Below are 26,342 nucleotides of genomic sequence, written 5' to 3'. Positions count from 1 at the left end.
GGTGAACAACGAGCTCTTCGACGAGCTGGCCCGGTGGATCTCGGTGGCGGACGGCAGGCGCATCCTTCGCTCGATCGGCTTCCCGCCCGCGGAGATCCCGCAGAACTCGGGGACCAGCGGCCAGTTCTGGTCCGACGTGCTGACCCAGATCGAGGGCGGCCGGCTGGTGGACGGACAGGCCCGCCTGGTCGGCGCGCTGGTCCGCGAGTGGCCGGACAACCGCGTCTTCCGCGCTGCCGCGGAGCTCCCCGGCCTCACCGCCGGCGGCTCCGTCGCGGCCGAACGGCCGCCGCTGCGGGTGCTGTTCCTGTTCGCGGACCCGGCCGGCCCCGGCCAGGACCGCCTCCGCCTCGGCGCCGAGGCACGGCTGATCCAGGAGACCGCCCGGCAGCCCGGCCCGCAGTCGATCGAGGTCGCCGTCCAGCCCGCCGCCAGGCCGGCCGACATCCTGCCGGCTCTGCTCCGCCACCGCCCCGAGGTCCTGCACCTGGGCGGTCACGGCTCCCCGAACGGCTACTTCATGCTGGAGCAGGACGACGGCGGGGTCGGGGCGATGTCGTCGGTCCTGCTGGCGGGCATCGTCGAGACCGTCGGCGGGATCCGGACCGTGGTCATGACGGCCTGCCACCTCGGGGCGGTCACCACACCGCTGCCGGCCGAGGTCGAATCGGTGATCGCCTGCCGCAACCGGCTCCCGGACCCCGCCGCCCTCTCCTTCGACCGTGGCTTCTACACCGGCCTGCGGCACGCCCGGACGGTCGGCGACTCGTTCCGGCTCGGCCTGCACCAGGTCGACCTGGACTCCACCGGCCCCGTCGAGCTCGAACTCAGGACCGGGGGCCGATCCGGGTGACGACGCCCAGAGTCATCGTGGTCACCGAGTCGGCGGCGGCCGACCAGCGCCGCGCGGCCGCCGCCGCCCGCGAGCGGCGCAGCCGCCGGCTGGCCGCCGCCGCGGCCCAGGGCGCGGCGGAGGAGACCGCCGACCCCCAGGCCGTGGAGGCACTGCGGCAGTTCCGGCTCGGGCTCGGCGGCGCGCCGGAGCCCGCCGCGGCCGCCGGGGACGCCTCCGGCACCGGGGAAGGCGCCGGGAACACCCGGATCACCGTCACCGACCGGCTGCTGCAGCAGATGGGCGCGGCGGGCCGGTCCTGCCAGGAGTGCAGCCACACGTTCCGGCTCGGCGAGGCGGTGGCGCTGGTCGGCAGCCCCACCGAGGAGTTCCTGCTGCGCCACCACGACGCCGACTTCTGCACGTCCGAGTCGGACGCGCACCCGCGGGCCGGTGAGGCCGCACGGGCCGCGGCCGAGTTCCACGAGGGCCTCGACGCGGCGTACCCGCCGGAGCACGGCCTGCGGCTGTCCCGTCTGGACCCGGGACACCCGCTGCTGGCCCGCTTCGACCAGTCCGTACCGGGCGGCGCGAACCAGCGCCGCTTCGCGTGCTGGGTGTGCGGCGCGACACTGCGCACCGGCGAGGTGGTGGTGCACTGCCCCTGCGGCCAGTCCGAGCCCTGCATGAGCGCCATCCACCGCGATCCGGCCCAGGGACTCATGTGCTACGACCACTGGAGCCGCACCCCCGGCCGGAAGTCCTGTCTCACCTTCCTCGTCGAGCGCGGGGGGCAGCCCTGATGACGGACCGCGACCCCGCCGCGGGCTCCGCGGAGCTGTACTCCCGACAGCGGGCCGTCCCCGGCTGGGACCAGGAGCGGCTGGCCGCCGCCCGCTGCGTGGTGGTCGGGATGGGCGCACTCGGCAGTGAGGTCTCCCGGCTGCTGGCCTCGGTCGGTGTGGGCCGGCTGCTGCTCTGCGACCCCGACAGCGTCGAGGAGAGCAACCTCAGCCGCGGGGTGCTGTTCCGCGCCGCCGACCTCGGCCGGCCCAAGGCCGAGGTCGCCGCGGCGGCACTGGCGGAGCTGGCGCCCGGCGTCGCGACGACGGCGCGCCGCGCGCCGCTGCTGTCCGGCGTCGGGCTGGCCGAACTGCGTGCCGCCGACCTGGTGGTCAGCTGCCTGGACAGCCGGGCCGCCCGGATCCAACTGGCCTCCCGCGTCAATCTGGTGGCGGCGCCGATGCTGGACGGCGGCACCCACCCGTGGGGCGGGGAGGTGCGGCACTTCCGCCCCGGCGGCCCCTGCTTCGGCTGCGGGTCGACACCCCGCGAGCTGGCGGTCCGGGACGACCCGTGGAGCTGCACCGCGCCGAGTCCCGGGCCGGCCCGCGTCGAGGCCGCGTCGGCACCGGTCTCCGCCCTCGTCGGCGCCCAACTGGGCCTCTGGGCGGTGCGGTTGCTGCTCGGCCTGCCGGTTCCCGAGGGCGCGATGCGGCTCGATCCGCTGTCCGGCACCGCGCTGGTCACCACCGTCGGAGGGCGCGGCGACCCGTCGCCCGCCTGCCCCCTGCACGAGCGGGTCCCGGACGGCCTGGTGCGGGCGGTGCCGTTGACCGTGGACGATCCGGTGTCCGCCCTGCTGGACCTGGTCGGCCCGGCGGAGCAGCCGATGAGCTGGGCCGGGTTCAGCGCCCCCGGATCGCGATCACCGGTGCCCGCCACCACCAGGCTGCGCGCGGCGGACCCCGGAGCGTCGTTGGGGAGCCTGGGCATCCCGCCGGGCGAGCTGATCCCCGTGCTCGACGACCGCGGCAGGACCCTGTCGCGCTATCTGGAACTGAGGCCCGGAACGGGCTGGGGAGGCGTCGCGCAGTGAACACCGAGCTCTACGACGAGCTGTGCCGGTACGTGTCGGTGAAGGACGGCATCATGCTGCTGAGGGCGATCGGCTTTCCGGAGGGCCAGATCCCGGAGAGCGGCAAGGCCTCGGACTTCTGGGACAACGTGCTGCGACAGGTGGACGGCGGCCGGGTGAGGGACGGCTACCGGAAGCTGATCGCCATGCTGATACGGGAATGGCCGGACAACCGGGTGTACCGGGAGGCCGGCCGGGAGCTCGGCCTGGACGACCTGGGCAACACGATCGAACCCGATCCGGGCACACCGTCGGCCGCTCCGCCGTCACCCCGCCGGGCGGTCCCCGCGGAGCCGCCGTACCCCACCCTCGTGTACATCGGCCAGGAGGAGACGGCCGTCTGGTTCGCCCAGACCGTGGAGCGGGCGGATCCCGGTTCGGAACTGATCTACCACGGCCGGGGGCAGCAGGTGCAGCTGGCGATGGCGCTGACCCATCACTGGGACGAGCAGCGGGTGGCCCGGCTCAGGAAGGAGCTCGGCTGCCACCCCGGCGGTCGGAACGGCACCGTCGAGCAGCACGACTTCGACCACCGGCCCCGCCTGCTCGGCATCAACATCCAGGGACCCGACCACGCGCCCTTCGAGCTCCCCGACGTGCCGAGCACCACGACCGCCGGCGGGGTGGCGCAGGCGGTGCTCGGCCAGTACCAGGACTCCGCGTCGCGGGACCGGCGCGGTCGCCGGCGGCGCACCGTGGTGGACCACCTCCAGCCGGACGGCAGCTTCGTGCGGCTCGACCCGGCGCTCCCGATCGGTTCCTCCGGGGTCCGCAACGGTGACACGCTCAACGTGTTCCCGGAGTCCACCGCGGGCGCGCCCCTCCCCCTGCGGTTCGACGCGGTGCACCGGGTCCGGGGGGAGATCGAGCGCTACGCGGCCGCCCACAGCGAGGAGTTCTCCGTCGTCCACATCGACGACGTCACCTTCCCCACCGAGTTCGAGGTCGAGTTCACCGCCGTGGGCCTGGCCCCGCCGCGCTACCTGGGGGACGATCCGCTGCCCGCGGGCGAGCACCGGGTGCTGATCGTGCTCGGCGACGACTTTCCGCTGCGGGCGCCGCTGGTGCTCTGGGAGAGCCCGGTGTTCCACCCGAACGTGACGGGAGCGGACCACCCCAGCGCGCCGGAGGGCATGGTGTGCCTGGGCGAGCTGATGGCCGCGTACCAGCCGACCATGGACTTCGGACGGCTCTGCCAGATCCTGGTCGACATGGCCCGCTACGTCAATTACGAGGTGCTCCACACGGACGAGGGCGGCGGCGGCTGGGTCAACGACGAGGCCGCCGGGTGGGCCCGCTCGCCGCGGGGCCAGGCGCACATCGCCCGGCTCGGCGGGAAGACCCTCCTGGTGGACGACGACGGCGTCCCGCACATCGAGCCCGAGTCGCTCGACGCCACGTCGACCGCGATCCGGATCCGGCGCAGGGGCGCGCTCGATGAGCGATGAGGAGCGGTCCTACGACGTCCGGCTGTTCAAGGGCCCCCGGCTGGTGCCGAGCCACTCCTGCGCGCTGCGGACCGTCCTCAGGCTGTCGCTGGCCCCGGTCCTGTCCGGGCAGGCCGTCCCGGGCGAGCCGTGGCTGATCGAGGTCGCGCTGCGGGCCGTCCCGGACCACTCGGAGATCCTCGGTCCGCCCCGGATCACCAACCTCAGGCGTGAGCTCGGCGAGCTGGCCGTCCGGGTCCGCGCGGGCGGGCGGGTGGTCCTGGAGCAGTCCCGGTCGGTCAACGAGTCCCTGGCCGTCGGTCTGGTCGCGCTGACGCGCCGGCTCGACCCGGCCGAGGAGAACTGGGCCTTCGAGATCGTCCCCGCCCGGGCCGAGCCGCCGGCCAGGCACGTCCCCGAGGTCAGCGGCGCGGTCGTCGTCGACCCGGGGACGGCGTCGCCGCCCGCGTTCACCGTCCGGCGCGCCGAGGAGCCCGAGCTGCCGCCCTTCGACCCCGGGGACTGGGGGATCGACCCGGTCAGGACGACCGCGGAGGTCACCGCGCTGCTGGCACCCGAGGCCGCCCGGCAGCTGGGCCGGGGCCTGCGGTTCTCGCGGGACCTGGAGGAGGGCGGGTTCCTGTCGGGGCAGCCGTTCCGGCACCCGGACGACCCGGAACGCTGGATCGTCGTCGTGCACCACGTCCTGCCGGCCCGCTTCTCCGGAGCCTCACGGACCCACTTCACCTTCACCGGCGACTCCTTCCGGGAGATGAGCCGTGAGCTGACGGAGCGCTTCCCCGGGGAGCGGCTGGTGGGCTGGTACCACACCCATCTCTTCCCGGCCACCGACGACTTCGGGCTCTCCACCACGGACGTGGACCTCCACCTGGACACCTTCCGGCGTCCCTGGCAGGTGGCCGCGTTGATCAACCTGACCGAGGACGCCCGAGTGCTGCGCTGCTACGCGCGCAGGGACGAGGAGCTGCTGCTGTGCCCGCTGGGACGCCGCGATGAGCGTGATGGAGCGGTCCGTTTCGCGACTGCTGGCTTCGGCCTGCGCTGAGCCGTCGGGACCGTCGCTCGCGGCCGTCTCCTGGCGGCCGCCGACGGAGGAGGACCCGGCGGCCGCGGCGGCCCGGCTCGCGGCGGTCACCGCGGCCCGGCTCGGCCTGCGGCACCCGCCGCTCGGTGAGCCGCGGCCGCCGGGGGCCGAGGTCCTGCTGCTCGCCGCCGCGCTGACCCGCCCCGACCCGGTGGCGCGGGCGGCCAGGCTGGTCAACGAGGTCCGGGCCACCGCCGGCGGCGCCGAACTGCTGGCCCGGCACGGGCTGGTCTCCTGGGCGCTGAGCCCGGCCTCCGGGCTGCGCCTGGACCCGGAGCTGGCCGACCTGCTGGTGGCGCGGTCCCCGCTCACCGAGGTCCTGACGCACCCGCGGCCGCACCGCGCCGACGAATGCGGTGCACTCCTCGACCGGCTGCTGCTGCGGCCCGACACCCGCCGGCTGGTCGTCCGCACCCTGGCGGAACCGGAGCCCGACTCGGCGGCGACGGTCGGTTGGCGTGCCGATGTGCTGGAGGGCCACCGGCGCACCACCGAGGGCCGTCACCTCGTCCTGGACGTCTACGAGACCGCACTGCTCCGGCACGGCCCGCGGACACTGCGGCTGGTACGGGACGCCGACGGCCTGCTGCGCGCCGGGGACGACCCCTGGGCACGCGCGCTGTGCGCCTGGTGGGGGCCGCTGGCCTGGATCCACCGCAACCGGGTGGTGGAGCTCCGGGCGCGCCCGCTGCTGGTGGACCACCGGCCCGGCATCGGGCTGTTCCGTCGTCACTCGACCGGAGGGGTGCCCCGGTGAGCCTCTTTCCCCTGACGATCGTGCTGTCGGCGGAACGGCGCGGCGCCGCGCTGCACGGCGTCCGGGACGACACGCCGATCCTGGAGGCCCTGCGGGGCCGCGGCCTCCGGCTCCTCGCCCCCTTCCCGGAGGAGTTGCACGGCTGCCGGTGGAAGGACTTCGCCGTGGAGTTCCGCTCCCTCGACGAGCTGCCGCCCTCGGCCGTGCTCCACCCGGTCCCCGGCGAGGTCGTGCCCGCCGCACCCCCGCCCGCCCCTCCCTCCGGTGGGCCGAAGCCCGCCGTCCGGCTCGCGGCCCGCGGCCACCCGGAGTCGATCGAGGAGGCGGAGGCCGTCCGGCTCACCTACGCCCAGCAGATCGAGCAGATCGCCTCGCTGCTCCGCAACCGCCTTCCGGTGCTGGTGGTCTGCGAGAAGACCCTGACCCGCCACCTGCACGAGGCCATCAGCCTGCTCGCCGAGCTGCGGCCGGTCCTGCTGGAGCCGGAGGCCGTGACGCCCGACGCGTCCGCCTCGGCCGAGGACGTGCTGGCCGGCGTGGGCATGAACCCCCGCCAGCGCCGGCTCGCCCGGCTCCGGGAGATGCTGCGCGAGCTGAAGCACACCGAGGTGCTGGTCCTGCCCCACCTGGACCTGCTGTCCGGCGGACCCGACATCAGCGTCCACGCCGAGGGCCGCGACCTGGTGGAGCTCCTGTACGAGTTCCCCGAGCGCCTGGTGCTGGCGTTCGCCCACACCGCCCTGCCGCTGCCCGAGGTCCTCGTCGAGCGGTTCAGCGTTCGGGTGGGCCTGTCCGGCATGCCGCCCCAGGTGTCGCGCTCCCCCGGGACGGAGCTCCCGCTCTGCGAGGCCCTGGTCACCGAGGCCGAGGCCGGTCACTTCAGCGGCTTCGACGCCGAGGAGTTCTTCAAGTACGTGGCCGGGATGAGCCCGGTGCGGCTGCGGCAGGCCATGCGGTACGCCCATCAGCGGCACGCCGGGCCCGAGCCGGCCACCGTCGACGACCTGCGGCAGACCCTGCTGGAGTTCAAGGCCCAGCAGTCGCAGAACTTCGAGCTGCCGAACGTCACGCTGGACGACATCGGCGGCTACGAGGACGTGAAGACGCAGATCCGCCAGGCGCTGCGGATCATCCAGGACCGTCGGCGGGACGACAGCGGTCTGCGGCGGGAGGTGCAGGGCGAGCTGATTCCGCGCGGCTTCATCTTCCACGGCCCGCCGGGGACCGGGAAGACCCTCTTCGCGAAGGCGATCGCGCGGGAGATGAAGGCGACCGTGCAGGTGGTGTCGGGCCCGGAGATGACCGACATGTACGTCGGCGAGAGCGAGCGCAAGATCCGCGAGCTGTTCGCGGCGGCCCGGCGCAGTGCCCCGTCGGTGATCGTCTTCGACGAGTTCGACGCCCTGGCCACCGAGCGCTCCGGCCGCAGCGACGGCGCCAGCCGTGCGGGCAACAGCATCGTGGCGCAGATCCTGACCGAGATGGACGGCTTCCGGCCGGACGTCCAGATGCTGGTGATCGGCACCACCAACCGGATCGACATGATCGACCCGGCGCTGCTGCGCCCGAGCCGCTTCCAGAGCCTGTCCATCGCCCTGCCGGACGTCGAGGCCCGCCGGGCGATCCTGCGGCACCACGCCGAGCGCTACGGCCTCGATGCCCGGCTGGAGCGGCACGGACTGCTCGACATGGTCGCCAACGCGGCCGAGCTGTGCAACGGCGACGAGCTGCGCTCGATCGTGCGGGACGCGTACGTGGGCCTGGTGTACCGCCAGGAGGAGCCGGACGCGTGGCGGCTGGGATCGCTGGTGGGACAGGTGCTGCAGTCGCACCGGGACAAGAAGGCGGCGAGGAGATGAACGTGGTGGACGAGGGCCGGCCGGACCGCGAGGAGTTGGAGCGCCAGTCGCTCCTGCGGCTCAGGGGGGTGGCCCGCGCCGTCGAGCAGTACTTCGTGGGCCGGGACGAGGTGCTCCGGATCCTGCAGGTCGCGCTGATCGCCCGGGAGCACGTCCTGCTGCTCGGCCCGCCGGGGACCGGCAAGACCGAGCTGGTGACCCGCTTCGCCCAGGGCATGCAGCTCCCGGTATTCACGCGGCTGCTGACCCGGTTCACCGAGCCGGCCGAGGTGTTCGGCCCGGTCGACGTCGCGAAGCTGCGCGCGGGGACCTACGTGGTGCGCACCGCGGGGATGCTCCCGGAGGCCCCGATCGCCTTCCTCGACGAGATCTTCCAGGGGGGCAGCCCGATCCTCAACACCCTGCTCACGGTGCTCAACGAGCGGGTGTTCCACGACGGGAGCGAGTCGCGGCCGGTCCCGCTGGTCACGCTGGTCGGCGCCGACAACGCGCTGCCCCGGGACCCGTCCACGGCCGCGTTCGCCGACCGCTTCCTGCTGCGCGCGGAGGTCGCCCCGGTGGCCGGGCGCCACCTGGAGGCGCTGGTGGAGTCCCGTCTGGGCCGCGGTGCGCAGCAGGGATTCCTGGCCGGGCCCGCGCAGCCGACCGGTTTCCCGCTGCGGGTGGAGGACCTGGACCGGCTGCACCGGCGGCGGCTCGGTGTGCGGCTGGAGAAGGTGGTGCCCGGCTACACGGAGCTGGTCCGGGAACTGCTCGACGAGGGAGTGCGGCTGTCCGACCGGCGGATCGTCAGGGGGATGGGACTGGTCGCCTCGGCCGCGACCCTGCGCGAGGCCGACGAGGCCTCCCCGCGCGACCTGTGGCCGCTCGCCCACGTCTGGAGCGACCCGGACGAGGCGGAGACGGTGCGGCGGCTGGTCGACCAGCGGGTGGAGCAGGACGGCGGCAACCCGATGCGCACGGCGCCGGACGCGGAGGTCCTGGTCGCCCGGGCCCGCTTCCTGGCGGGCCAGGTCGGCCCGGACTCGACGGACGCCGCGATGGAGCGCGTGCTGCGCGGCCTGAACGAGATCCGGCTGGAGCTGCTCAACGGGGCCCCGGACGTCAGGCACCGGGCCGCCGAGGTGCGGGAGCGGATCGATCGGGTGATGGAGCTGTGGACCGTTCCGTGACCTCGGGGATCCACCACATCGACTGTCTCGCAATAAACTTGACGAAACATCAGATCGTCCGACCACAGAGGGAACCCGTCGGGGGAACACATGTGCAATCCACGCAGGGTCATCATCACCGCCGCACGTCAACTCGCCGAGGCCTGGGAGGCCGAGGTCTCCCGCACCGCGCGGCTCAGCAGTGACGTCACCTCCGAACTCGCCGCCACGATCCCCTTCGGCAGCTCGCTGGCCCGCGCCACCCGGGCCGCGTTCGAGGCCGGGCTGCGCTCCTCCGACCGCTGGAGCGACCAGGGCGCCGAACTCCTCCTGACGCTCGACGCCGGCGAGGTCCGCTACCACCCCGCCGACGGCACCCTGCGGGTGGTCGCCCGGCTCAGCGACACCGTCGACACCACCGTCACCACCCGGCTGCAGGACTCCGGCACGGTCACCGGGAACGCCTTCGGCCGCGGCGTGGGTGAGGAGGCGGCGCAGGCCGACCTCGCGGCCAGGCTCACCGCCGTGGCCGCCGAGGTGGCCGCCGCGGCCCGCGACGAGCGGACCACCGCCGAGGACCGGCTCGCGGGGGACGCCCAGAGCCGGTCCGACCGGGCCGCCCGGGAACAGCACCGCGCCGCCGAACAGCGACGGCGGCAGGAGCTGGACGAGCGCAACCGCGCCCGGCTCGACGAGCTCCGCGACGAGGCGCTGCTGGCCGTCAACTCGGTGCTCGCCGATGCCCAGCGCCGCGCCATCGTGGCCTACGCGCTGGCCCACGGTGCGGTCGGCCTCGACCAGCGCGAGGGCGACGGCGTCATCGAGATCCAGTTCGAGATCGAGGGGTGATCCGGACATGCGGGTACGTGTGAACGTCCGCCTCAACACCCGGACCGGTGAGGTGGAACTCTTCCAGGTGGACGACGTCGACGCCGCCGCCGGGCGCCGGGGCGACGACCACGAGGCCGAGCACGACAGGATCGCCGGTGAGCTCGGCGGGGTCATGGCCCGCAGTCCCGGGGTCGTGGAGGTGCTGCCCGACGAGCCGCCGCCGGTTCCGGGCGGGCGCCGGCCCTGGCTCGACGAGGAGCCTGACGACCGTTCCGTCGAGCCACAGCGGCAGCGCGACCGATGACCGGACGGACCGCACTGCTGCGCAAGGCGGCCGAGTGCTTCGTCGAGGCGGGCGCGTACACCGACGCGGCCCGCTGCTACGACGCGCTCGGCCGGCTCCGGACCAGCGCCGACGTGTACGTGCGGGCGGGCGAGACCGAGCGGGCGGGCGAGGCGTACCGGCTGGCGGGCGACCCGGAGCAGGCGGCCCGCTGCTTCCGCGCCCTGGGGCTGACCGACCGGGCCGCGGCCTGCTGGGCGGAGCACGACCGGCCGCTCGACGCCGCCTGGGAACTGCTGCTCGTCGGCCGGCCCGCCGGACACCTCCTCGCCGCGGCCGTCGCGGCCGGTGCCCCGTCCGAACGGCTCGCCCTCGCCACCGGACTCCAGGAGTGGACCGAGCACGCCGACCCGGGCCCGGCGGTCCGGGCGCTGGCCCTCGCGGAGGACCGGCTCTCCCGCCCGGACCACCGGCAGGAACGGCAGACCCTGCTCGCCTGGTCCCTGGAGACCGCCGTCCGGACCGGACGGCTCGACCTGGGCGGCCGGCTCTTCGCGGCGGTCTGGCGGCGGACCGAGCGGACCGGAACCGATCCTGAACTGCTCGACCAGTGGCGGGAGTGGGCGCGGGAACACCTGGGCGGAACCTGGGGACTGCCCTCGCCCGAGACCGCACCGGCCCGGACGGGAGGCACGGGTGGCTGACCGGCCCTCCGGGATCCCATGGTCGTGGTCGCGCTCCGGATCCGCCACGCCCCCGCAGGAGCCTCCGTTCGCGGCGCACCACCGGCCGGCGGCCCCCGACCGGGCCGTCCCCGGCCCCGGTGCGTCCGCACCCGACGCACCGACCGGGCCCCCGCCGTGGCGCACGGCCGGCCGGTTCGGCTCCGCGGCGGGTGCGCTGGCCTGCGCATCGGCGCTGGCCGGCGCGGGCGGGGAACGGTGGGCCTGCTACCGGACCGAACCCGCCCGCTGGTGGCTGCTCAGCTCCCTGGGGCCGTTGGCCGCCGACGCGCCGATCCGGGCGGCCGGCGGGCGGCCGGCGGCCGTCTCCCGGGAATGGATCGTCGGCGGCGAGGCGGGCCGGGACCTCGCGCTCCCGACGGTCCTCGCCGGAGTGCCGGTGGACGCGCTGGAGCTGGCGGCCGGCTGCCCGGTCTCGTCGGTCCCCCCGGCGGTCGCGCCCGCGCGGGTGGCCGTCCTGACCGTCCCCCAGCTCCTGCCGTCCGCGCTGCGCAGGGCGGCCGCCGCGGGGGTCGACGCATCCCTGCTCCCGGTGGTGGGCGGCCCGCTGCACGGCGGCCGGGAGCAGGCCGCCGAAACCCTGACGCACCTCCTCCTGCTGTCCGCCCCCGGGGAGGGCGGCACCGCGGCGGCGCTGCCCGCCCGCCTGGTCGGCGCACTCGCCCGGCTGCCGCGCACCGCGGTCTGCGGCCCGGACGGCTCGGACGATCGACTGCTGCTCGACCTCCGGCTCCGGCTGCCCGGCAGGCGGCTTCCGCTGCCCGCGGCCGTCCCGGACGGCGAGCTGTGGCTGGTCACCGAGGAAACCGAACTGCCGCCCCAGCGGCTGCGGGTGTGCGGCGAACCACTGCACCTCGCGGACGCCGTACCCGCGGGCCCCGTTCCGGCGCTACCGGCCCACGCCGCGGCCCCGGCCCCGGTCGCGCCGCCACCGGCCCCGTTCGACCGGCTGCGGGTGCTCCCCGGCCGAGCCCCGGACGAACGGGTGGCGGGTGTGCTGCTGGACGACGGCCGGCTCGACTTGCTGCGCCGCTACCTGCCCGGCCGTCCGCTCGGCGAACGGGCCTTCCTGCTCCTCGGGGACGGGCTCCACCTCCTGCTCGAACCCACCCCGTTGATCGCGGCGCTGCCGTTCGGCGACCCCTGCTACCGGCTCGGCGTCGGGAACTGCTTCGTCGACGCCGGGCACGTGCTCACCCCGGCCCTGCCGCCCGGCGCGCTGGTGCGCACGCTCGGGCTCGACGCCGAGACCGTGGTGGTCGCCCGGCCGGACGGCTTCCACCGCTTCGACCTGACGCACCTGGTCCCGGCCTGGACGCTGTGGGCGCCGCCCGCCCCGCCGCAGCGCCCACCGGGCCTGTCCCCCACCGCCCGGGCCCTGCTCGCGGCCGCCGAGCAACTGCTCGGCGCGGCCTCGGTGCAGGCCCCGCCCGGTGCGGCACCGGCGGACCCGACCGACCTGCTGGCCCGGGCCACCCGGCTGCACGCCGAGGGCCGCTACGCCGAGGCCGCCGAGTGCTACCGCCTCGCCGGGGACCCGCGCCGGGCCGGCCACCTCTACGAACGCGCCGCGGCGGAGGCCGTGGCCGAGCCGTGACCGCCCGGCCGCTGCTCTCCGCCGGCCGGGCCCACGGCCGCGCCCTGGCCCTCGCCCCGGACGGCAGGCTCCTGCTGTTCTGCGACCGGGACGCGCTGCGCTGCCGCGACGACGACGACCGACCGGTGTGGACGGCGCCCCCGCCCGCGCCGGACTACCCGGACCAGGTCGTCGACGCCTCGTGGAGCCACGACGGCGACGAGATCCTGCTGCTGCGCGCCGGGACCGTCGACCTCCTCGACGCCGACACCGGGCGCCACCGGCCGCTCACCACGGAGCTGCCGCCCGGGCCCGGGGCCCACCGTCTGGCGATCTCCCCGGACGGCTCGCGGGTGGCCTACCCGGCCGAGCGCGGCGTCGCGGTCGTCCACCTCGCCGACGGGAGCGCCCACCACCTCCCGGCGACCGACCGGACCGTCGACCTCGCCTGGCGGCCCGGCGGCGACGTCCTGTGCCGGGCCACCGAGCACACCCTGCAGCTGTGGGACGTCGACGGCCGGCGACTCGTCCGGGGCGGCCTGAGGAACCGGTCCGGCATCACCGCGGCGGCCTGGTCCCCGGACGGGGCGGAGCTGTACGTCGCCGACGACCAGGGCGTCCACCGCACCGACGGGCGCGGCGGCCCGGCCGTTCCGGTGGCCCGCCCGGCCGGCCGGGTCCTCGCCCTGACCGTCCTGCCGGACGGCCGGGTGGCCGCGACCGTGGCGGGCGAAGGCCTGTCGGTGGTCGACCCGAGCGGACGCACCCCGGCCGCCGGATGGGCGGGCGATCCGCGGACCCGCGGCGACGCCGTGCTGGCGCGGTGCGGTCGGCTCCTGCTCAACGGTCCGCGCGGCGCCGAGCTCTGGGCGGTGACCGAGTCCGGCGTGAACCCTCCGGACCGGCGGCGCGGCCGACCGCTGCGCCTCTGGTCGGCCGCCATGTGCGCCTCGGTGGGCCGGGCGCTGCCCGGGCCGGACGGCCCGCGCCCGCAGGTGGAACGCCATCAGGACCTGGTGGCCGCGGGAACCGTACCGGGGATCCCGGACACCGGCTGGCTGCCGACCGGCCGGGCCGTCTACCTCGCGGACGGCCCCGGACGGCTGGTCCGGCGGCCGGTCGGCACGCGCACCGGTGTCCCGCCGGACCAGCCCGGTCGCGCGGCCGGGGATCCCGGGCCGCCCTGGGAGGCCCGGATCCCCTCCGGCTGCCTGGAGATCGCCGTCCAGCCGACCGGGGCCCTCCTGGCGGTCTCGACCCGCAACGAGATCGGGACCGTGCGGGTGCTGCGCGCCCGGGACGGCCGCGAGACCGCCCGCCTGGACGGCGGCCAGGGCGCGGTCTGGTCCCCGCTGACGGAGCCGCTGCTCGCGGTGCCGGAAGGCGGCAGCCGGCCCGCCACCGTCGTCCTGTACCGACTGGACCCGGACGGCTCGGTGGCGGACCGGCAGCACCGGCCGGTCGCCTCCGGCGTCGGCCGGCTCGCCTGGTCCGCCGACGGGAAGTGGCTGGCCGCGGGCACCGGGGGCGGCGTCGTCGTGTGGGACATGCCGGCCTTCGAACTCCGCGCCCACGCGACGAGCGAAGCGATCGGCCTCGTCTCCCGGGTCGCCTGGTCGCCGGACGGCCGGTACCTCGCGGCCGTGCCGGCGAGCGACCGCGAACCGCTGACGGTGTGGTCGACCGGGAACTGGAGGCCGCGGTACCGGCTCGGCCGGTCCGGCGGGCTGGGCTGGTCGGCGACGCTCGCCTGGTCACCGGACGGATCCCTGCTGGCCGCCCCCGGGACGGACGGCTCCGCCGTCGACCTGTGGGACGTGGCGGCCAGGACCGTCGCGCTGACCCTCCCCGGCCCGCCCGCCGAGCAGGGCACCCTGTGGAGCGCGCGGTGGTCCCCTGACGGCCGACGGCTCACCACCGCCCACACTGCGGGGCCGGTCCGCCTCTGGTCGCTGCGGCACGGCCGGTCCTCCGCGCCGGCCGCCCCACTGCCCGTGCCCGCCGAAGCGCTCGCCGACCTCGCCGTCGCCGCGGCCGCCGCCGGGGCGCGGGCCTCGCTCGCCGACCTCGCCGCGCTGGGCGGACTGCTCCGCCCGAACCCGCCCGCCGACCTGCGCCCGCTGTGGGAGCACCGCTCCGCGGCCGCCCTGCGGGCCCTCGCCTGGCCGCGCTCCACCCACCCCGCGCTGGTGGGAATGATCGCCGCGTACCTGCCGGGCCACCGGAACACGGCCGCCCCGACCACCGCGGGCCCCCGCGAGCTGCGGGACGCCCTGCTGTGGGGGCTGGGGGGCGAGGGGACGGCCGTCCCACCCGGGTCCGTGTCACCGGAGCGGTACGGGGAGGCGCTGCGGTACTTCCACCGCGAACTGCTGCCGCTGGTGCTGCTGCTGGGTCCGGACGCCGTCCGCGAGGACCCCGGGCTCGCCCGTCGGCTGCTCCGGCAGCCCTGGGCGCGATCGGTCGACGCGGCGGGGCGGCGGCTCCCCCGGTGGGGGGTGCCGGGTCCCGGCCGGGCCGGGGACAGCGTCGACGCCGCCACCGGAGCGGCGGCACCGGGCGAGCTCGCCCGGCACGGCCCGCCGCAGCGGCTGCTCGCGTCACAGCTCGCCCTGCCCGGAGACCTCTGGGAGGCCCTGCTCGCCCAGGACGCGCTGCTGTACCGCGCCCGCCGGGCGCAGCCCCCGGACCGGCTGCGCCCGGCCGTCCTGGTCCTGGACGACACGCCGGCGGCCCACGGGCAGGTGGGCACCGCCCTGCGTCTCTTCGCCCATCTGCTGGCGCGGCGGCTGATCCTGGCGGGGCGCGGCGTCGGCCTGGTCACGCTCGGTGGACCGCCCGGAGCGCGGCGGCTCCACGAGGCCGGCGATCTGGCCGCCCTGTGGTCCGTGTCCGCACCGGGGCCGCCCGCCCGGGACCGCGCGCTGGCCGAACTCGGCGTCCTGGCCGGGCAGCTCCACGACCCCGTGACCGGACCGCCCACGCCGGTCCTGCTGACGCACCCCTTCGAGCCCGCCCTGTCGGTCCCCGGCGCCGTGGCCGTCCGGGTGCACTACCCGGACCGGCCGGTGCCGGTGCGCGAGGACCGCTGCTGGGTGCTGGCGCCGACCTCCGGCCCGGCGGAACTGCTCCGGGCACTCGACGAGGTGTTCGCCGCCCTGTGAACCCCCGGCGCCGGGCTGCGGGCCGTCAGCCGCACATCATCTGCTCGATGTCGTCCGGACCGAGGCTCTCCAGGAGGCGTTCCAACACTTCCGGCCGGAACGCGTCGCCGAGGACCTCGACGCCTTCGGGGCCGAAGGTGATCCGCAGCCGGACCAGGCGGCCGTCGGGATGGTCGGGGTACTCCTCGGGCTCGATGAGGTCCGGGAGGTCCGGAACCACCCGGTACCTTCCCCGCGCCGGCTCCCGGTCGTTCACCATCGTCCCTCCAGTCGCATCGCACAGTCAGGGCAGCGGCCGTCCAGCAGCCGGTTCTCCTCGAGGCGCCACAGCCCCCGCCGCACCACCTCGGCCTCGCAGCCCGGGCACCGGGTCGCGCGTCCTCCGTCGCCGAGCGCCCGCTCCACGTAGACGTGCCGCAGGCCCGCCGCCCGACCGATCCGCACGGCCTCGGCCAGCGCCTGCGGAGACGACGGGGACACCGACCGCATCCGGTAGGCCGGGCTCAACCGCAGCACGTGCCAGGGGATCCCGGGGCCGACGGAGGCCACGAACTCGGCGATCCGCCGCAGTTCCCCGGGCTCCGCGCTCGCCCCGGGGATCAGCGGGGTCGAGACCTCGACCCACACGCCCGCGGAGTGCAGGGCCCGCACCGTCTCCAGCACCGGGGCGAGCGGTGCTCCGGTGAGGCGGCGGTGCGCCGCGTCGTCGGCCGCCTTGAGGTCGATGTTGACGGCCGCCAGGGCGGGCGCGAGCACGTCCAGGGCCTCAGGGGTGAGGAACCCGTTCGACTTCCAGACCAGCGGCACCCCCAGGGGCGCCGCCGCGGCGGCCAGATCGAGCGTGACCTCGGCCGCCAGCGACGGCTCGGTGTACGACAGGCCCACGGCGGCACCGCGCAGGGCGGCGTCCCGCACGATCTCGCCGGGCCGCACGGGAGTGTGCTCGACCATGGCGTCGGCATCGCGGCCGTACTGTGACACCCGGTGGTTCACGCAGTAGTCGCACCGGAAGGTGCAGCCCGGCGGCGCGATCGTCACCACCTCCGAGCCCGGGCGGAAGTGGAACAGGGGCTTGCGCTCGACGGCCTGCACGTGGACCGCACTCGTGTTGTACGCGGCCGTCTCCAGGCCGCCCCCGCGCCGCCGGCGCACCCGGCAGGAACCATCCTCGCCGTCCCGCAGGCCGCAGCGCAGCGGGCAGAGATGACACTGGATCAGATCATGTTCGATCGGCTTGTGGAACGCCGCCGGGCGCCACTCCATCCCGCTCCCCGACCTCCGGTCTCCGCTCCGTCAGGAGCACCGTCGCGCACCCGCCGCACGACACGCCCATCCTGCCAACTCCCCACCGTTTCCGGGCCGGTTCGCACGGATTCCCCGTGGGCCGGGCAGCGACGGATCAGGGAGCGGGCCGGTGTGCGGGCGTCGCGGGTGCCGGTGCCGGTGGCGACTCGTCCCACGGGCACGGGGACGGCGCCTCCCCACCTCGTCGTCGAGGGCCGTTCCCACGTCCACCCGTGACGCCCACCCGTGACGTCGCCCCTTCGCTGCCGTCCACCGGCGGCCGGGGCCCGAGCGGCGGCCGGGGCCGCCGGGGAGGCGGCTCCGGCCGGGCGCTCACGCCGCGCCGAGCAGGGCCGCCAGGGCGTCGGCCGCCTCCGGGTGCCGGCCGAGCAGTGCGGAGCCCTGCGGCGCGTCCGGCGCTGCCCAGGGGCCCGCGCAGCCCACGAGGGTCGCGAGGGCGTCGGCCGTCTCCCGGTGGGCCAGGAGCAGAGCGGCCCCCCGCCCGGCGGCCGGGGCCGCGGGTCGGGCGGGTGCGGGGGCCGGGGCGCGCCAGGGCGGGACCCAGGTGTCCAGTTCGGCCAGGCGGCCGGGGAAGATCCGGCCGGCCTCGCGGGTCAGCAGCGGCGCCAGCTCCGTTCCGCTGCCGCGCAGTGTGGCGATCAGGGTGGGGAGCCACGGCAGCAGGACGGGGTCGGGCAGGCGGGCGAAGGCGTTGGAGACGGCCTCCACGACGATGTCGACCAGGCCCGGGACCGGCTCCAGGGCGTGCAGCAGTCCGCTGAGGTAGTGCGGGTAGGCGGGCAGCATCAGCGGGTTGGAGAGCAGCGCGTCGCAGCGTTCGCGCAGCTCCTGCCGGGAGAGCCGGCCGATGTGCACCTGGGCGCCCCACAGCAGGGCGGTCTTGGCGGGCTCCTCCGGGTGGGACTGGGCGACGGCGAGTTCGAGTTGGGCGCGGTCGCCGCCCAGGGAGAGGGCCAGGCTCTCCATGCCGAACAGGAAGCCGAGCATCGCCGCGACCTGGCGCACCGTGGCCGTCTCCTCGGTGAACGCCGTCGGCAGCAGGGTGCAGTAGTGCGCGTACCCGGTCTTGGCGAACCGTTCGATCCACTCCGGCAGCGCCGGTTCGCTGGTGCGGTAGTACGCGAGCAGCTTGCGCACCCGCCGCAGCACCTCGGGGGCGCCGTCGACGCTTCGCTCGCCGGACAGCACGTCCAGGGCCCGGGTGCCGAGCTCGTCGGCGAGGCGGCGGCTGCCGAGGAGGAGTGTGGCGTCCTCGACGGTTCGCAGGACCACGGCCGTGGTCGCGTTCGCGGCGTTGGCCTCGCGGCGCAGCCGCTGTTCGAGGACCTGCTCCAGGCTGACGCCCTCGTAGCCGAGCTCGATCAGGGCCCGCTGGTGGGTGCCGAGGGCGAGGTCCCAGGACTCCTGCACGGGCTGTTCGCCGAGCTTGCGCTCGCCCATGACCGGGCGGGCGGCGCCGTGCGGGAGCAGGTGGCGCAGCATCCACAGCACGTCCGAGCAGGCTTTCAGCCGCGGGTCCGTCCTGATGTCCAGCAGGGCCCGCTTGACGCCCCGGGCCTGGAGGTCGAGGCCGAGCGGGGCGAGCCGGTCGTGGACGTCGCGGGCGAGCGGCGGGAGGGACTCGTAGCCGACCCGGCCGATCCGGTCGCCGCCCATCATGATCTCGACGAGGCGGCGCACGTCGCGGCGGCCGGGGACGCGGTCCTTCTCGATGCAGGTGACGGCCGCGTCCAGGAAGTCGTACGGGGTCGGCTTGGCGCGGTCGCGCATCCCGGCGAGCAGGATGGACGTCTCGTACACGGCGATGGCGTCGGCGGTGGAGGCGAGGTAGCCGTTGCGGCGGGCGGCGCGCACGATCTCCACGGACCAGCCGAGCAGTTCCTGCTGGTCGAGGCGGTCGAGGACCGGTGGGCGCCGGAGGAACCCGGAGAGCTGGTCGGCGGTGTCCGTCTCGGCCGCCGGCGCGGAGGCGGGGGCGGGGGCCGCGGCCTTCCGGCCCCGGCCGGTCTTGGCGCCGGCCTGGCCCTTGAGCCGGTACGGCTGCACCCGGGTGCGCTTGAGGTTCTTCTCCCACTGCGTGGCGGCGATGGACACCGAGCCGCCTTCCAGACCGAACTGGGCCTCGATGGCCGTGTGGCTGGAGGGGATCAGGCCGTACTGCCACTCGGTGGCGGTGCGCGCCGGGATGGTGAAGGAGCCGGAGGAGCCGTGGACGCCGAACTCCTCGACCCGGCTGGCGGCGTGGAAGGCGCCGCAGACGTACACGCTGTCGGCCGGGTCGGCGCCGGTGGCGGCCAGGTGCTCGCGGATGCGGGTCCACATGTACCGCTCGCGGTCCTCGTCGACCCGGACCCGGCCGGCGTCGCCGGGTGCCAGGCGGCGGAAGAGGCTGCCGATCAGGAACATGACCTGCCGGTAGGTGGCGTGGTCGGCGTCGCCGAGCGGCAGCTCGACGTACTGGTGCCACCACTCCGACCAGTGCCGCACCTTGCCGTGGCGCAGCAGGTGCCGTTCCAGCTCGGCGAACCGGGGCCGCAGGTCGCCGAGTTCGACGCCGACGGCGTCGCCGTGCAGCGCGGCCTCCTGCTCGGCGGGCGCCGTGCCCGGCTCGGCCGGTCCGGTGTCCTCGCGGGGCTGCCACTGGAAGACGTGGTCGGAGGAGCGGTCGACGAGGACCAGCTCGACGCCGGGCGTCTCCAGCGCGTACGCGATGGCCTGGTACTCGGCGGAGGCCTCGGTGATCGGCGCGACGACGGACAGCGGCGCCCAGTCGGCGGGGAAGCCGTCGATGCGGGTGGCGAACGCCTGGACGGCGACCGGCAGCCGGCAGTTGCGCAGCTCGGTGAGCAGCGGGGCCAGGTCCTCGCAGAGCTCCAGGAACACGGTCTTCGGCTGCTTGGCGCGCAGCCGGCGGGCCATGGCGGTGGCGGAGGCGGGGGAGTGGTGGCAGACCGGGAAGATCTCCAGCGGTTCGCGCAGCGCGCGGTCGACGTCGTCGACGAGGCCGTGGAGGATGCCGTCCAGGGCGCCGGGTCCGTCGGCGAACGCGGCCGCGGCGTCCTGGAGTTGGGCGCGCAGCACGTCGAAGGTCCGGTGCGCGGGGTGCCCGCCCTCGGCGGGCACCCGGGTGGTCACGTCGTTCACGCGAGCGCCTTGAGGGCGTCGAGGCCCGCCTGGTGGAACTCCGGCCAGTCGCCGCCCTCCTGCCGGCCGCGCGGGCCGACGACGCCGGTGAAGTACTTGGTGAGGATGGCGGAGTCCTCGGGGGCGCGGCGGGCGAGCGATCCGACCAGCGAGGAGCCGAGGGATCGGGCGGTCAGCGTCCGATCGCCGAAGAAGTCGCTGTGCAGGACGGCGTCCTCCAGCACGCCGATCTGCTCGGCGGTGGACAGCGCGGACCCGAGCTTCTCGTCCTCGCTCGCGGCCTGCCGGGCGGCGTCGCGCAGGTCGCCGAAGCTGCGCAGCAGCACGTCCAGCAGGGTGGGCGGCACGTCCAGGTCGAGCTGGTGGCGGCGCAGCAGTTCCTCGGTGCGGAAGCGGACGATCTCCGCCTCGCTGGCCTTGTTGGTCACCACGGGGATGCGGACGAAGTTGAAGCGCCGCTGGAGCGCGGAGGACAGGTCGTTGACGCCGCGGTCGCGGCTGTTGGCGGTGGCGATGACCGCGAAGCCGGGCTTGGCGAACACGGTGCCCTCGGGGCCCTTGAGTTCGGGCACGGACACGTACTTCTCGGACAGGATGGAGATCAGCGCGTCCTGGACGTCGCTGGTGGAGCGGGTGAGCTCCTCGAAGCGGCCGATGGTGCCGGTCTCCATCGCGGTCATGATCGGGGAGGGGATCAGCGACTCCCGGGACTGGCCCTTGGCGATCACCTGGGCGACGTTCCAGGAGTACTTGATGTGGTCCTCGGTGGTGCCGGCGGTGCCCTGCACGACCTGGGTGGAGTTGCGGCACACCGCGGCGGCCAGCAGCTCGGCCAGCCAGCTCTTGCCGGTGCCGGGGTCGCCGATCAGCAGCAGGCCGCGGTCGGAGGCCAGGGTGACGACGGCGCGTTCGACGATGCTGCGCTCGCCGAACCACTTCTGCTCGACGGCGCGGTCCAGGCCGTCGGAGCGCTCGGAGCCGAGGACGAAGGTGCGGATCATCTTGGGGGACAGCCGCCAGGTGGACGGCTTGGGTCCGGTGTCGACCGATTCGAGGTAGTCGAGCTCGTCGGCGTACTTGATCTCGGAGGGGGCGCGGAGCAGGTCGGACATGCGGTCGCCTTTCTGGGCGTGCGGGCGTGCAGATGTGCGTGCGTGCGGGTTCGGACGAGGGGGCGGGTGAGGGTCAGGTGAGGAAGGTCTTCAGCTCGTGGACGAGCTTGCGGATGTGGCCGGAGATCACCGGGGTGCCCTGGTCCTTGAAGCGCTCGCGGAACCACGGGTTCACGCTGCCGCGCCCCGAGCTGGTCACCGACCCGACCGGGATGAACCGCGCCCCGGAGCGGTGCACGGCGGCCATCTGGGCGAACAGCTCCTCGCCGCGCCACTCGTAGAAGTCGGAGATCCACACCACGACGGTGTTGCGCGGTTCGGCGATCCGGGGCTGGGCGAGGGCCATGGCGACGGTGCCGTCGGTGCCGCCGCCGAGGTCGGTGCGCAGCAGCGCCTCGAACGGGTCGCCCACCCAGGGGGTGAGGTCGACGGCGCGGGTGTCGTAGGCGATCAGGTGGACGTCGACCTTGGGCAGGCCGGCGAAGATCGAGGCGAGGATGGTGCAGTTGACCATGGAGTCGACCATCGATCCGGACTGGTCCACGACGACGATCAGCCGCTGCGGCGTGGTCCTGCGGGCGGTCTGCCGGTAGTAGAGGCGGTCGACGTAGAGGCGCTCGTCCTCCGGGTTCCAGTTGACGAGGTTCTTCTCGACGGTGCGCTTGAGGTCGAGGTTGCGGAACACGCGCTTGGGCGGCACCGAGCGGTCGAGCTCTCCGACGCTCGCCTTCTCCACCTCGGTGCGCAGCACCTCGGCGACCTCGTCGACGAAGCGCCGGATCAGCGCCTTGGCGTTGGCGAGCGCGGTGCCGTCGAGGTTGTCCTTGTCGCGCAGCAGCTGTTCGATCAGCGACATGCTCGGGGTGAGCCGGGAGGCGAGCGCGTTGTCGGCGAGGACCTCGCGCAGGTGCATGCGCTTGACCAGGTCCGCTTCGAGGCCCGCGAGTTCCGGGCCGATCTGCGGGATGAGCGTCGACAGGTCCGGATTCCCGGTGCCGCCGCCGGTGCCGGTCCCGGCGGCCGCGCCGGCGCCGCGTCCGGTGCGCAGCTCGCCGGGCTTGCAGCCCAGGGCGCGCTCCAGCCAGGCGGCGTCGGACTGCCAGGCGGCGAGCTGTCCGGCCGTCACCATGCCGGAGCCGGTGGCGAAGGTGTTGAGGAGGACCTTGGAGACCAGCGCGGCGCGGCGCACCTCGGCCGCGCGGTCGCGGTCGGCGGCGTCGGCGTCGGCGTTGGCCTGTGGCACCATCAGGCCCTCGAACTCGGCGGCCAGCGCGGGGTGGCGCTGGACGACGGAGTCGACGGAGACGCGGGGGTCCAGCAGGCTCGCGGGCAGGCCGATGTCCTCGGTGACGGCCAGGCCGGCCGACTCCAGGGCGGGCTGCTCGGCCGGGTCGAAGAGGCGGGCCAGCAGCCGCCAGTACAGGAGTTGCCGACGGTTCTCGTCGGCGTCGGGAGCGCCGTGCGTGGTGTCGGGGCCGGTGGTCCCGGCGGGGGCGTCGTTCGCGGCGTCGGGGGCCGCGGCTATCGGGTCGTTCACTTGCGCAGCAGCTTTCCGGCGCGCTCGCTCAGTACGGCCACGGTCGCGGCGGCGGCGCTCTCGCCCTTGGCACCCGCCTTGTCGGTGGTGCCCCCGGCCCACGCCCCGGCGTGCACGGCGACGCTCTGGCGCTTGACGGCGGTCTCCACGGCGAGGGGCTGGAGCACGAACGCCCCGGCGTCCCAGCGGAGCAGGCCGATGCACGCGGTGGAGGCGACGACGGCCTTCGGCGTGAGCGGCCCGGCCTCCGGGAGGCGGCCGGTGTCGACGGCGACCTCGTGCCCGGCCAGGGCGAAGACCGGTACGCGGTCGACCTCCCGGGCGGTGTAGCCCTCCAGGAAGACGGGCTCGGCGAGCCGTACCGGGTGGCGCTCCAACGGCGCGGGCGGCGCCGCGACGGCGGTGGGCAGGACGACGCGGGCGGTCGCGAACGGGTCGGCGCTCACGCCCGGCCGGGCGCGGTCGTCGTGCCACAGCAGGTCGCCCCCGGCGGTGAGCGGCATGTCCGTCAGCTCCATCGCGCGGCCCTCGCCGAGCGCGGCGAGCAGGGACAGGCGCGGGCGGAGCAACTGCCAGATCCCGGCGCCGACGACGCTGTCCGGCTTCGGCGCCGATACCGAGGCCCGGACCAGCCGCGGCGCCGACCCGTCGGAGGGCTCCAGGACCGCGTGGACCTGTGCCTGCGCGGCGGTGGCGTGCTCGTGCAGGTCGACGCCGAGCGGCAGCAGCCGGCCGGTGACGTTCTCCACGGCGGTCGCGCCGGTCGCGCCGGGCGCCGTCAGCAGCACGGCCCGTGACCACAGGTCCGCCCAGCGCCGGGCGGGGACGCGCTCCAGGCTCGCCCCCGGGCAGGACGCCGCCAGCTCGCCGGCGAACCCGTCGAGGAGGAGGGCGAGCCGGCGCAGCGCCGGATCCGGGAGCATCGCGGAGACGACCGGGGCCGAGGCGGACACGAGGTCGTGGTCGATGCCGTGCCAGCCGGCGCGGGCCAGGTCGGCCAGCCAGGACCGGGCCGCGGCCAGCAGGTTCGGCGCGTACGGCTCGCCCGGCGCGGTGGCCGGCGACGGGGCGGTGCCCCGGCCGGTCGCCTCGTCGACGGTGTCGCGCAGCGCGTCGTGGGCGGCCCCGAGCAGCGCGGTGCGGGCGGCGGCGAGGACGAGCAGGTGCTCCTCGTCCGCGGTGCCGGCGCAGGCCTTGTCCACGGCCTCGGTGACGAGGGCGGACAGGGGGGAGGCCGCGAGGGCCGCCGCGAGTTCGCCGAGCGCGCCCGCCTGGGCGGGTTGCGGCCGCAGCAGGCCGACCGTCAGCACCGAGTCGAAGGCGTCGACCACGGCGAGGGCCTCGTCGAGGCCGGCGATCGGGGAGGAGAGGACGTCGAAGCGCATCACGCCACCGCCCGCGCCGTCGGGAACCAGTGCAGCTCCGGGACGGGTGTGGTGACCGGTTCGAACTCCAGGTACCGCAGGTGGTTCAGGAACCGGGCGAACACCGCCGGGGCCGGGGAGGTCTCGGCCTTGGCCGGATGGGCGGCGGTCATGGCGCGGGTGAGGTCCCCGGCGCCGGGGTCGTCGGTGTCGAGGTCGACCCGCAGGTAGCGGGCGACGCGCTCGCCGCCGAACTGGAGCACCGCGTCGTCCACCAGCGTGACCAGGTGCTTGCAGAAGCCGCCGCGAAGACCACCGCAGGGCCGGTTGTTGTTGGTGCTGCACGAGAAGTCGTGGCTGCCGGCGGCGATGGCCGACACGTAGACCCGGCTGATGTCCGAACCGCTGGAGACCACGCCCTGCAGGCGCCCGTCGGCCAGTTCCACGAACGGGACCTTGGCGAGCTTGCGGGGTCTCGCGGGTGGGACCACCCGGACCGTACTCGAATGCTCCCAGGCAGGCGAAAGCACACCGTCTCCTCAGGATTGGGGGTGAACGCCGCTCGGCGGCGCTTCTGATGAGGAACGTAGCGGTGATCACTGACAGTCCGCCGGTTTCGCGGCGCGGCCCCCGGGGCGGCCCCGTGACGGAGCCGCCGCCCGAGCCGCCGCGATCCGTACCGCCCGCCCTGCGCGTCCTCCACCGCCTCGCCGCGCGGCACCCCGGGCTGCTCGGCCGGCAGAACTTCTTTCGCCGACCCGAGGACTACCACGTCGTGGAGAGCGGAGACCGGCTCGTGATCGGCGACGAGAACCAGGGCTGCCGGGACGGCTTCCTGTCCTAGTCCGCGCCGTCGCGCGGCGGCAGCCGTCGGGTGATCAGGTCGAACAGTTCCGTCAGCGGTTCGCTCACCTCACGGCCGAACCCGGTCAGGCCGTAGGTGACCCGAGGCGGCGTCGTCGGCTCGACCTTCCGCCAGACCATGCCGTCCTGGACCAGCACCCGCAGGGTCTGGGCGAGCATCTTCTCGCTGATGCCGTGGATGCTCTCGCGCAGCTCGAAGAAGCGCAGGTCGTTGCTCCGCAGGGAGATCAGCACCCAGACGCCCCACCTGCTGGTGATGTGGTCGACCATGTCGCGCGCGGGGCAGTCGGTGTGAAACACGTCATACCTGCCGCCCGCCTCGGTCCCCCTGTGCTGCGCGCCTCCCGCCATGCCATGAGCTTACCTCCAGGTATGTCCTTACCGGGAGTCAGTCCGTTCTCCTAACGTCGGTGCCACCGAGGAGATCTGACGAGGAGTCGACCATGATCGTGGTGACCGGGGCGACCGGGAACATCGGCCGCCCGTTGACGCGGGCGCTGACCGAGGCGGGACAGCGGGTGACGGCGGTGTCACGACACCCGGCGGCGGTACCGGACGGCGTCCGTCACCTGGCGGCCGACCTGACCAGGCCCGCCGAGCTCAGGCCCGCGCTGGCCGGGGCGACAGCGCTCTTCCTGCTGCTCTCCGGCGACCAGCACGCCGCCGAAGGCGGCCCCGCCGACCTCATCCACGAGGCCGCGGCCGCCGGGGTCCGGCGGATCGTGCTGCTCTCCAGCCAGGGCGTGGTGACCAGGCCCTTCGGGCCGACGCGGATCGCGATGCGCGAACTCGAGGACACGCTGCGGGAATCCGGTGTGGACTGGACGATCCTCCAGCCGGGCGGCTTCGCCTCCAACGCCCTCTGGTGGGCCGAGTCCGTCCGGGCCCAGGGGCTCGTCGCCGCGCCCTTCGGCGACGTCGGGGTGCCGGTCGTCGACCCGGCGGACATCGCGGCGGTCGCGGCGGCCTGCCTGCTGGACGACCGGCACGCCGGCGGCGTCTACCAGCTGACCGGCCCCGAGGTGGTCACCCCGCGCGGGCAGACCGCCGCGATCGCCGAGGCGCTGGAATCCCCGGTGCGGTTCCACCAGCTCACCCGCGCCGAGGCCAGGGCCGCCATGAGCCAGGTCATGCCGGCGGAGCTCGCCGACGACACCCTGGACATCCTCGGCGCACCGAACCCGGCCGAACTGCGCGTCAGCCCGGACGTCCAGCGGGTCCTCGGCCGCGCCCCGCGCCCCTTCTCCGCCTGGGCCGCCCGCAACGTCGCCGCCTTCCGCTAGGCCGCGTCCCGTCATTCGCGTCGGATCGCCGCGCGGCGTCGGGCGCCCGGCGGGAATGAGTGGGACGCGGCCTGGACCACCCGGACT

Annotated in this window: 23 protein-coding genes; 15 read left to right on the top strand and 8 right to left on the bottom strand. The window is 75.3% G+C overall.

Features of this window, described 5'->3' with window-relative positions; genetic code table 11:
• Position 1: 1 nt before the first annotated feature.
• The 13 genes from ACFRAR_RS08125 to ACFRAR_RS08065 all read left to right on the top strand — a co-directional run bounded on the left by ACFRAR_RS08125 (position 2) and on the right by ACFRAR_RS08065 (position 15,646).
• Complete coding sequence (locus tag ACFRAR_RS08125) at positions 2-853, top strand: effector-associated domain EAD1-containing protein (RefSeq protein ID WP_380696056.1); 852 nt, start codon at positions 2-4, stop codon at positions 851-853.
• Positions 850-1,635: a hypothetical protein gene (locus ACFRAR_RS08120; protein WP_380696054.1), complete on the top strand. Its 786-nt coding sequence runs from the start codon at positions 850-852 to the stop codon at positions 1,633-1,635. The genes ACFRAR_RS08125 and ACFRAR_RS08120 overlap by 4 nt, the downstream gene beginning before the upstream one ends.
• Positions 1,635-2,711, top strand: coding sequence for a ThiF family adenylyltransferase (locus ACFRAR_RS08115; protein WP_380696052.1), 1,077 nt, complete (start codon positions 1,635-1,637; stop codon positions 2,709-2,711). The genes ACFRAR_RS08120 and ACFRAR_RS08115 overlap by 1 nt, the downstream gene beginning before the upstream one ends.
• Positions 2,708-4,198, top strand: a complete 1,491-nt coding sequence (locus tag ACFRAR_RS08110; protein ID WP_380696050.1) for an effector-associated domain EAD1-containing protein — start codon at positions 2,708-2,710, stop codon at positions 4,196-4,198. The genes ACFRAR_RS08115 and ACFRAR_RS08110 overlap by 4 nt, the downstream gene beginning before the upstream one ends.
• Entirely contained in the window at positions 4,188-5,243 is a 1,056-nt protein-coding gene (locus tag ACFRAR_RS08105) for a JAB N-terminal domain-containing protein (protein ID WP_380696048.1), read from the top strand. Before ACFRAR_RS08110 ends, ACFRAR_RS08105 begins: the two co-directional genes overlap by 11 nt.
• On the top strand, positions 5,200-6,039 hold the full coding sequence (locus ACFRAR_RS08100) for a hypothetical protein (RefSeq protein ID WP_380696046.1): 840 nt from the start codon (positions 5,200-5,202) through the stop codon (positions 6,037-6,039). Before ACFRAR_RS08105 ends, ACFRAR_RS08100 begins: the two co-directional genes overlap by 44 nt.
• Positions 6,036-7,898: an ATP-binding protein gene (locus ACFRAR_RS08095; RefSeq protein WP_380696044.1), complete on the top strand. Its 1,863-nt coding sequence runs from the start codon at positions 6,036-6,038 to the stop codon at positions 7,896-7,898. Before ACFRAR_RS08100 ends, ACFRAR_RS08095 begins: the two co-directional genes overlap by 4 nt.
• Positions 7,895-9,070 (top strand): AAA family ATPase, encoded by a 1,176-nt coding sequence (locus ACFRAR_RS08090; RefSeq protein WP_380696042.1) that lies wholly within the window; start codon positions 7,895-7,897, stop codon positions 9,068-9,070. Before ACFRAR_RS08095 ends, ACFRAR_RS08090 begins: the two co-directional genes overlap by 4 nt.
• 90 nt (positions 9,071-9,160) lie before the next feature.
• Positions 9,161-9,898 carry a hypothetical protein gene (locus tag ACFRAR_RS08085; protein WP_380696040.1) on the top strand — a complete coding sequence of 246 codons (738 nt, stop codon included), beginning with the start codon at positions 9,161-9,163 and terminating at the stop codon, positions 9,896-9,898.
• A gap of 7 nt (positions 9,899-9,905) precedes the next feature.
• The gene (locus tag ACFRAR_RS08080) at positions 9,906-10,184 is read left to right on the top strand and encodes a hypothetical protein (protein WP_380696038.1); all 279 of its coding nucleotides are present in this window, start codon (positions 9,906-9,908) and stop codon (positions 10,182-10,184) included.
• The gene (locus ACFRAR_RS08075) at positions 10,181-10,867 is read left to right on the top strand and encodes a hypothetical protein (RefSeq protein WP_380696036.1); all 687 of its coding nucleotides are present in this window, start codon (positions 10,181-10,183) and stop codon (positions 10,865-10,867) included. Before ACFRAR_RS08080 ends, ACFRAR_RS08075 begins: the two co-directional genes overlap by 4 nt.
• Positions 10,860-12,503, top strand: coding sequence for a hypothetical protein (locus ACFRAR_RS08070; RefSeq protein ID WP_380696034.1), 1,644 nt, complete (start codon positions 10,860-10,862; stop codon positions 12,501-12,503). Before ACFRAR_RS08075 ends, ACFRAR_RS08070 begins: the two co-directional genes overlap by 8 nt.
• Positions 12,500-15,646, top strand: a complete 3,147-nt coding sequence (locus ACFRAR_RS08065; RefSeq protein WP_380696032.1) for a hypothetical protein — start codon at positions 12,500-12,502, stop codon at positions 15,644-15,646. The genes ACFRAR_RS08070 and ACFRAR_RS08065 overlap by 4 nt, the downstream gene beginning before the upstream one ends.
• A gap of 25 nt (positions 15,647-15,671) precedes the next feature.
• Here the strand turns inward: ACFRAR_RS08065 and ACFRAR_RS08060 are convergent, their stop codons facing one another.
• The 7 genes from ACFRAR_RS08060 to ACFRAR_RS08030 form a co-directional block, all read right to left on the bottom strand.
• Positions 15,672-15,905, bottom strand: coding sequence for a radical SAM-modified peptide, FtsH ternary system-associated (locus ACFRAR_RS08060; RefSeq protein ID WP_380696030.1), 234 nt, complete (start codon positions 15,903-15,905; stop codon positions 15,672-15,674).
• Positions 15,899-16,909 carry an AmmeMemoRadiSam system radical SAM enzyme gene (gene amrS / locus ACFRAR_RS08055; RefSeq protein ID WP_380696028.1) on the bottom strand — a complete coding sequence of 337 codons (1,011 nt, stop codon included), beginning with the start codon at positions 16,907-16,909 and terminating at the stop codon, positions 15,899-15,901. Before amrS ends, ACFRAR_RS08060 begins: the two co-directional genes overlap by 7 nt.
• Positions 16,910-17,263: 354 nt before the next feature.
• Positions 17,264-20,086 (bottom strand): hypothetical protein, encoded by a 2,823-nt coding sequence (locus ACFRAR_RS08050; protein WP_380696127.1) that lies wholly within the window; start codon positions 20,084-20,086, stop codon positions 17,264-17,266.
• Positions 20,087-20,091: 5 nt separating this feature from the next.
• Positions 20,092-21,207 carry an AAA family ATPase gene (locus tag ACFRAR_RS08045; protein ID WP_380696026.1) on the bottom strand — a complete coding sequence of 372 codons (1,116 nt, stop codon included), beginning with the start codon at positions 21,205-21,207 and terminating at the stop codon, positions 20,092-20,094.
• A 73-nt stretch (positions 21,208-21,280) separates the two neighbouring features.
• Positions 21,281-22,744, bottom strand: coding sequence for a VWA domain-containing protein (locus tag ACFRAR_RS08040; RefSeq protein WP_380696024.1), 1,464 nt, complete (start codon positions 22,742-22,744; stop codon positions 21,281-21,283).
• Positions 22,741-24,159, bottom strand: a complete 1,419-nt coding sequence (locus ACFRAR_RS08035) for a hypothetical protein (protein ID WP_380696125.1) — start codon at positions 24,157-24,159, stop codon at positions 22,741-22,743. Before ACFRAR_RS08035 ends, ACFRAR_RS08040 begins: the two co-directional genes overlap by 4 nt.
• Positions 24,129-24,599, bottom strand: a complete 471-nt coding sequence (locus tag ACFRAR_RS08030) for a hypothetical protein (protein ID WP_380696022.1) — start codon at positions 24,597-24,599, stop codon at positions 24,129-24,131. The genes ACFRAR_RS08035 and ACFRAR_RS08030 overlap by 31 nt, the downstream gene beginning before the upstream one ends.
• 152 nt (positions 24,600-24,751) lie before the next feature.
• On the opposite strand from ACFRAR_RS08030, the gene ACFRAR_RS08025 reads away from it, so the two are divergent.
• A complete protein-coding gene (locus ACFRAR_RS08025) occupies positions 24,752-24,952 on the top strand; it encodes a hypothetical protein (RefSeq protein WP_380696020.1) in 201 nt (66 codons plus the stop codon).
• On the opposite strand, the gene ACFRAR_RS08020 is transcribed toward ACFRAR_RS08025, so the two are convergent.
• On the bottom strand, positions 24,949-25,323 hold the full coding sequence (locus ACFRAR_RS08020) for a winged helix-turn-helix transcriptional regulator (protein WP_380696018.1): 375 nt from the start codon (positions 25,321-25,323) through the stop codon (positions 24,949-24,951). The genes ACFRAR_RS08025 and ACFRAR_RS08020 overlap by 4 nt on opposite strands.
• 92 nt (positions 25,324-25,415) lie before the next feature.
• Between ACFRAR_RS08020 and ACFRAR_RS08015 the strand changes: the two genes are divergently transcribed.
• A complete protein-coding gene (locus ACFRAR_RS08015; RefSeq protein ID WP_380696016.1) occupies positions 25,416-26,255 on the top strand; it encodes an SDR family oxidoreductase in 840 nt (279 codons plus the stop codon).
• Positions 26,256-26,342 lie beyond the last annotated feature (87 nt).

It is taken from the genome of Kitasatospora sp. NPDC056651, from assembly GCF_042792155.1.
Taxonomy (GTDB): Bacteria; Actinomycetota; Actinomycetes; order Streptomycetales; family Streptomycetaceae; genus Kitasatospora.
The sequence above is the reverse complement of the archived record's forward strand: the minus strand, read 5'-3'. Positions and strand labels throughout refer to the sequence as shown.